The organism is Stieleria sedimenti (genome assembly GCF_025060895.1).
GTDB lineage: Bacteria > Planctomycetota > Planctomycetia > Pirellulales > Pirellulaceae > Stieleria > Stieleria sedimenti.
This window is the reverse complement of record NZ_JANZKV010000066.1, coordinates 23,231-30,875: the sequence shown is the minus strand read 5'-3', so window position 1 is coordinate 30,875 and position 7,645 is coordinate 23,231. Positions and strand designations below refer to the sequence as shown.

Genomic DNA, 7,645 nt, shown 5'->3' with positions numbered 1-7,645 from the left:
AAGCCTGCACACCAGCGCGTGTTGGTGTCCAGCCTTGAGGCGATTCCCGGTCGCTGCGGAGCAGCGGAGCAGCGGTTTAGGCCGCGTGTCGCTGAGACTGATCGTCCGGGGCGAGGAACCGGCCGATCGCGTTGACCGTGCGTTCGGACGCGCCGCGGTGTTGCTCGACGACCTGCTTGGCAGCGCGGCCGAGCGAATCGGCCGCCGGGATGTCGGTCAAGCAACGTTCGAGAAACGCTTCCAATTCGATCGGGTTGGCCACGCGGACCGCGCCACCGGCGTCGAGCAGTCGCTCGGCGATGTCGGCGAAGTTTCGCGTGTCCGGACCAAAAGCGATCGCATTGCCGTAGCCGGCCGGTTCAAGCATGTTTTGTCCGCCGCGGTCGCCGAACGTGCCGCCGACGGTGGCGATCTGACCGACGCCCCACCAGTGGCGCAATTCACCAATCGTGTCGATCAAGAGGACTCGGTCGGCGGTCCATTTCAAATCTTCCAATGAACCGTCTCGCGAGCGACGATGCGCGAGCAGCCCTTCGGCATCGATCAATTGCGCCACGCGATCAAACCGTTCGGGGTGGCGTGGCACCAGGATCAACCGCAGTTCCGAGTGGCGCCCGCAGAGCCGTCGGTAGACCTCCAACGCCATCTTTTCTTCGCCATCTTGCGTGCTGCCGACGACCCAGACCATGTGCCAGGGATCGATACCCGCCCATCTCGCTCGCGACTGCACGTCAACGCATTCCCGCGTTTGCGGGGCATCGTCGAACTTGAGCGAACCGCTGATGGCGATGCGTGACCGTGGTGTTCCGCAGGCGACAAAACGGTCTGCCGAGGATTCATCTTGGCATTGAACGCTGCTCAGTGAGGTAAAGATCGGTCGCGTCAGCCAGCTGAATCGTTGATAGCCGGCGGCGCTGCGGTGGCTCAAACGCCCATTGATGACGATCACGTCGGTGTTTCGCTGTCGGGCGGTTTTGATCAGGTTCGGCCAGAGTTCCAGTTCGGCGAGCACCAACAGCTTTGGTTCAAGATTGGCCAGGGTGCGCTGCACCGCCCACGAAAAGTCGAGCGGGCAGAAGAACACGCGTTCGGTCCCGAACCGCTGGACCGCCAGATCGTATCCGGTGTCGGTGCTGGAACTGATCACGATCGGCGTCTGCGGAAACTGTGCCTGCAAACGCTTGACGAGCCCGCCGAGCAAATTGACTTCGCCGACGCTGACCGCGTGCAGCCAAATACAATCCGCCGTCGGGGATTCGCCGCGGAGGCGATGGGCGTCGGCACGTGACAGGCCCAGCAATTTCTGGCGCCACCCGCGGCGGTAGCGTCCGTGCCGCACCCGGCGATACAGAATCCACGGCGAGAGTGCCGTGAGCGCGATCAAGTAGACGGCGTTGGCGAACATTGGAGATTCCGTTCTCGGGGCGTGGCGTTCCGAGGCGGAGCCTTGGAACCAGATCGGCTGTGTTTTACGAGGTTTTGGCGGCAGGGCGCAAGCGGGCTGTCGGTTTAGTCGGGTTCTGCTGAGTGAATGNNAACCGACAGCCCGCAAGCCCGCCGGTTCCTCCTCTTTCCCGCCACACCGGAGGGCTTGCGCCCTACCGCTAACAAATGCTTCACTGCGTTGCCGGCGGGAATTCGGTTCGCTATTTCCTCAGGCAGCAATTCTTGTATTTCTTTCCGCTGCCGCAGGGGCAGGGATCATTGCGTCCGATTTTGACGCCGGTGTTTCGAATCGGCTCGGGCTTGGCATCGGTTTGCTGGTTGCTCGCTTCGGCGGCCTGCTGTGCGGCCGTTTGGGTGGCGGCCTTGGTCGCGGTGGCGGTGCCCGCTTGGCTGGCGACCGAGTGCACTTCATCGTGTCGTGCTTTGGCGTCGACCCAGGTGCTGCGGATGAAGTCTTGGTTGAACGATTCCATGCGGAAGATCAATCCGGTGACTTGTTCACCGACCGATTCCCACATGTGGTCGAACAGCCGCATGCCTTCGCGTTTGTATTCGACTTTGGGATCCAGTTGGGCGTAGCCTTTCAATCCGACGCTGCTGCGAAGGTGGTCCATCGTCAGCAGGTGATTTTTCCAAACATCGTCGACGATGTTCAGCAAGATCTGGCGTTCCATGCGTCGCATTTCGGGATGGAAGCGATCATCGACGGCACCGTCGACGGCCAGGGTGAGTTTTTCGCGATTCATCCGCGCCAGATCTTCCGCTTCGATCGACGCCCCCAATTCGTTTTTCATCCAAGCGGCGAGGGTTTCCAACTTGTCGGTTCCACTCGCTGCAACCGCGGCGGTCTTGTCATCGTGGACATCACCGAACACGTTTTGGACCATCTCATCCGCTTTGGCGTACATGGCGCCGGCGGCGTCGCTGGTTTCGCGGCTGAACTGGATCAGGTGAGCTTTCAGGTCGTCACGGTTCAGCGGCACCTGGTCGATGTCGACTGCTTTCTCGAATCGACGTTTGATCCAGCCGACCAGGTTTTCGCGATCCAAGATGACTTGAGCACCTTGTTGGACGGTGAATTGCGAGATGCCGGCGAGCGCCGGGTATTCGGTTTCTTTTTCGGCGTATGCCTCTTCGGCGCGTGAGACCAACGCCTTGGTGACGGCACGCCGATCTTCGACATCGCGAAACTCTTCGGGGGTGGTTTCGATTCCGAACCGGTGTCTCATCCAACCGCAGAGGACGCGGAGTCCGTAGTCGGCATCGAGGAACGGTTCGCCTTCACTGAGATCGACTTTCTCGATGGCTTGATGACTTTTCTCGATCAAGGTGTTGATCAGCTCATCACGTTCCATCTTTTTCAGTTGATGGTCTTGATAGTTGGTGCCCAGGGAGGTGTTGCACCATTTGGCGAGTGCCTGCCAGTTCCATTCGTCCTCCATGCCTTCGGGCAGGTTTTCTTCGACCGTTTCTTCGACCGTGACTTCGGCGGCTCGCTCGGCCTGTTCGCGGGCGTAGCTGGTGGCCATGGAGATTTCCATGTTTTGGAAATCTTTGGGATCCAGGGTGCAGCCGAGTTGGGCGCCTGCGAAGGCGGCAAAGGTTTCGGCGCCGTAGCCTGGTTCCAAGAACGTTTCGACCTGTTCTTGGATCTGGGATCGGATCAGATCCAAAATCATCGTCCGAGAGCTGTGGCCGTCGAGCAGGTTTTGGCGATAGCGATAGACGCGTTTGCGTTGCTCGTCCATGACCTCGTCATAGTCCAGCAGACTCTTTCGCATTTCAAAGTTGCGTTCTTCGACTTTCTTTTGGGCGGCAGCGATTCGGCGGGTAACGAGCTTGGACTCCAGCGGCTCGTCCTCCCTCATGCCGATCCGTTCCATCATGTTCTTGACCCACTCGCCGGCGAAGATCCGCATCAAGTCGTCTTCGAGGGACAAGAAGAAGCGGCTCGAGCCGGGGTCGCCCTGACGTCCGCAGCGTCCGCGAAGCTGCAGGTCGATGCGTCGCGATTCGTGACGTTCGGTTCCCAGCACGTACAGCCCGCCGAGTTCGCGAACGAGCTCGCCCTGTTCGCTCATGCCTTCGGCTTTGTCGATCGATTCGACCAACTCATTCCATTCGTCGTCGGGAACGTCCAGGCGGGTTGCGTACTTGTGTTGCAGTTGTGCCCAGGCTTTGGTTTCCGGGTTGCCGCCGAGGATGATATCGGTACCACGACCGGCCATGTTGGTTGCGATCGTGACGGCGTATTTTCGTCCGGCCTGGGAAACGATGTCCGCTTCACGTTCGTGCTGTTTGGCGTTGAGCACTTCGTGTTTGACGCCGCGGCGTTCGAGCAAGAGGCTCAGTTTTTCGCTCTTTTCGATGCTGACGGTACCGACCAGGACGGGGCGTCCGGCATATTCGATCGAGGTGATCTTTGATTTGGGGATCGTGTCAGGGTTCTTTTCGCCCTTGCCGATGAACTTGACCTGGTCGTTCTGTTCCTCGGTGATCTCGCCCCACAGTTCGGTCCCGTCCTTCAGTCCCAGGACGTCCCACTTGTTGGTCCGTTCGATCTCTTCGGCGAGCGCTTTGTATTTGAATTCTTCGGTCAGGTAGATGACGTCGGGATGTTCGATCCGTTGCAAGACGCGGTTGGTCGGGATCGCGATCACGTCCAACTTGTAGATCTTCCAGAACTCGTTGGCCTCGGTCATCGCGGTGCCGGTCATGCCGGACAGCTTCTTGTACATCTTGAAGATGTTTTGCAGCGAGGCGGTGGCAAAGGTCTGGGTTTCCGGTTTGATCGGGACGCCTTCTTTGGCTTCGACCGCTTGGTGCAACCCATCGCTCCATTGCCGGCCGTCCATCAAACGACCCGTGAACTCGTCGACGATCACGATTTGGCGATCTTTGACGACGTAATTGACGTCCAACTTGTACAGGAAGTGGGCCTTGAGCGCGTTGTCGATCAGGTGCGGCCATTCCATGTTGCCGGCGGTGTAGAAGCTTTCGACGCCGGCCAGTCGTTCGGCTTCGCGGACACCCTCGTCGGTCAGCGTGACGTTGTGCTGTTTTTCGTCGACGGTGAAGTGTTCTTCTCTTCGCAGCGCTCGTGCGACGCGGTCGGCGTCGGCATATCGCCCCAGATCCATCTCACTGGGACCGCTGATGATCAACGGCGTTCGCGCCTCGTCGATCAGAATATTGTCCACTTCGTCGATGATCGCGTAGTTCAGCGGGCCTTGGCATTGCTGGGCTTCGGGCGGAAAACGGTCGTCGCCCTGGGCGGCCGGCCGCATGTTGTCGCGCAAGTAGTCGAAACCGAATTCGTTGTTCGTTCCGTAGGTGATGTCACAGCGATAGGCGGCCTGTTTTTCGCCGGTCGACATCCCCGATTGAATCGCGTTGACCGTCAGACCCAGGTTCATGTACAGCGGCGCCATCCATTCCATGTCACGGCGGGCCAGGTAATCGTTGACCGTGATGACGTGAACGCCTTTGCCTTCCAGCGCGTTGAGATAGGCCGGCAGCGTCGCGACCAAGGTTTTTCCTTCGCCGGTGACCATTTCGGCGATGTTGCCCTGGTGCAGCACCATGCCGCCGATCAGCTGGACGTCGTAGTGACGCATGCCCAGGAATCGTTTTCCGCCTTCGCGACAGACCGCGAACGCCTCCGGCAAAATGTCGTCCAAGGTCTCGCCGTCACGGATCCGTTGCCGGAACAGTTGCGTCTGTTCACGCAATTCGTCGTCGGTCATCGCCTCGTATTTCGGCTCAAGCGCCGTGATCTCCTCCGCTTTGGCCTGGAGTGCGGTGACTTGACGGGCGTTGGCCGATCCGAACACGGACGTGATCGCACGTTCGAAGGAGCTGAGGGCACCGCCGAAGACTGCGCCGGTGACATCTGCCAGGGTTTCAAAAAACGACATCGCTGAATCGCTTAGTAAGTTTCTATGTATGTTTCGTCGCGAGCATACAGATTCGCCCGCAGGAGAGTCAGATTGGCAGCGCAACGGCCCCCGCGTCTAGAGCAGCCAATCTGGGGCCAATCCGACGAAAGTCCAAATTTACGCTCCGCTCTGGGTAAACTTCTGGGCACACCCCGGATCGGACAGGAGAAGCTAAATGCTTTGGGGGGCTTAGGTTAGGTTTTTTGATGGATCAGGTCAACGGTGATCGTTGAAGCACCGCGGACAAATGGCCGGCCACGTTGGTTCGCGGCTAACGAATTTTCAACTTGCCGGCTAAACTGTCCGCCCTGACTAGTCGTTTGTTCCTCCCGCCCATTCATTCATGATCGATCAGAACCCATCCGGCCCCCGGTTGCGTGTCGCCATCGGCGGCGACCACGCCGGTTACCCGCTCAAACAGGTGGTCGTCCAACAGCTTGCTGCCGAACCCTATGCGACGTTGGTCGGCAACGTCATCGACTGCGGCACCGACAGCACGGCGCGGTGCGACTACCCCGATTTTGCGATCGCGGTTTCACGCGAGATCATTTTGGGGAACGCCGACCGCGGGATCGTGGTCTGTGGCAGTGGGGTGGGGGTGAGTGTCGCGGCGAATAAAATTCCTGGGATTCGGGCGGCGATCTGCCACGATACCTATTCGGCTCATCAGGGGGTCGAGCACGATGATATGAACGTGCTGTGCATCGGCGGACGGATCATCGGCAGCGAACTGGCCCTGGAAATCGTTCGCGCGTTTTTGGGAGCACGCTACACGCCGGGCGAACGCCACCAGCGTCGTTTGGACAAAGTCATGGAAATCGAGGCCCAGGGACGCGACGCGTTGGGGCTTTAGCGGAATGATGCCGGAAGCCTCTCCCACTTACTGCTCCTGACAGAAACAATCATGGAAATTCTTGGTGGACCTTACTTTGGTGTCGCGGGCGCGGGGGAATCCCATGGCCCGGCGGTGACGACCATCGTGTTCGGTTGTCCGGCCGGGCTGATGATCCGCCGCGACCAGGTCCAAGCGTTCTTGGATCGCCGCCGCCCCGGGGGCAATAAATACGGCACGCCCCGAAACGAGAAAGACAAGGTCGTCTTTCTCTCCGGCCTGTATCAGACCGATCACGAGGCGCTGCTGGGAGACGCAACCCGCGGTGAATCAACAATCACCGTCGAGGTCGAGGGGGCGAGTTTTGAATCCCAAGGCTACGAGGCGGGATACACCACCGGCGAGCCGATCGCGGCGATGGTGCTGTCGACCAGCAAGAAGTCGGGCGACTACACGCAATTCATCGGCCCCAAGGGTCAGGTCCGGCCCGGGCACACGGATTTGGTGAAGTATCACAAGTCGCGTGGATTCGTCGATGTCCGCGGCGGTGGTCGCAGCAGTTACCGCGTCACGATCAGCGATGTCGTCGGCGGCAGTATCGCGAGATTGTTCTTGCAACAGACCTTCGGCACCGTTTTGCTGTCCTCGATCGATCAAGTCGGTCCGCTGCGGGCGAATCTTTCGCTGGCCGATCGGTGCCAGGCACTGTTGGCCGAACAGGATTCGGTCACGATCGATGCCGACACCATCGCCGCGATGCAGCGGGACATCGACGCGTCGGTCATCCCGTCGATCGACAGCGGTTTTGCGTCCCAGGCTGCGGAGTTGATCAAAGAGACGCGTAAATCCGGCGACTCGCTCGGTGCCGGAGTCGAGGTGGTGGCGCTGAATGTGCCGCCGTTGCTGGGAGATCCGCTGTATCAGAGTTTAAAGGTGCGGATCATGGGGGCGCTCGGAGGGCTCAACGCCGTCCAGTCGTGCGAGGTCGGAGCGGGCGCGGCGGTGATCGAGCGGGTCGGCAGCGAGAACAACGATCCGATCCGCAGCGGTGGCTACGTTTCCAACACCCACGGCGGTCTGATCGGCGGGATGACCACCGGCATGCCGCTGGTGTTTCGCGTCGGATTCAAACCCACTTCGACGATCAACAAGCCGCAACAGTCGGTCACCAAAGACCTCAGCGAGATCGAGTTCCAGCTCGAAAAAGGTCGCCATGACCCCTGCGTCGGTGTCCGTGCCGGCGTCACCTTGGAGTCGCGGATCGCGATCGAATTGATGAACGCGGCACTGAGTCAAAAGGCGCAGAGTGTCGGGGAAGGGTTGCCCGGGTTGTTCCGGTAGGGCCCCGCGAGCACCCCGTGGCGTAAGCTTCCAGCTTGCGACTGAGGGCATTGGCAAGCTGGAAGCTTACGACCACCATCAGCCGCGA

4 protein-coding genes are annotated in these 7,645 nt (G+C 59.9%); 2 read left to right on the top strand and 2 right to left on the bottom strand.

Features of this window, described 5'->3' with window-relative positions:
- Positions 1-76 precede the first annotated feature (76 nt).
- Both NZK35_RS10595 and NZK35_RS34670 read right to left on the bottom strand, forming a co-directional pair.
- Positions 77-1,405 (bottom strand): 3-deoxy-D-manno-octulosonic acid transferase, encoded by a 1,329-nt coding sequence (locus NZK35_RS10595; RefSeq protein ID WP_259632507.1) that lies wholly within the window; start codon positions 1,403-1,405, stop codon positions 77-79.
- 241 nt (positions 1,406-1,646) lie between these two features.
- On the bottom strand, positions 1,647-5,363 hold the full coding sequence (locus tag NZK35_RS34670; RefSeq protein WP_323379632.1) for a preprotein translocase subunit SecA: 3,717 nt from the start codon (positions 5,361-5,363) through the stop codon (positions 1,647-1,649).
- A 364-nt stretch (positions 5,364-5,727) separates the two neighbouring features.
- On the opposite strand from NZK35_RS34670, the gene rpiB reads away from it, so the two are divergent.
- Both rpiB and NZK35_RS10565 read left to right on the top strand, forming a co-directional pair.
- Complete coding sequence (gene rpiB, locus NZK35_RS10570) at positions 5,728-6,237, top strand: ribose 5-phosphate isomerase B (RefSeq protein WP_259632506.1); 510 nt, start codon at positions 5,728-5,730, stop codon at positions 6,235-6,237.
- A gap of 51 nt (positions 6,238-6,288) precedes the next feature.
- The gene (locus tag NZK35_RS10565; RefSeq protein ID WP_259632505.1) at positions 6,289-7,557 is read left to right on the top strand and encodes a chorismate synthase; all 1,269 of its coding nucleotides are present in this window, start codon (positions 6,289-6,291) and stop codon (positions 7,555-7,557) included.
- The last annotated feature ends 88 nt before the right edge of the window (positions 7,558-7,645 follow it).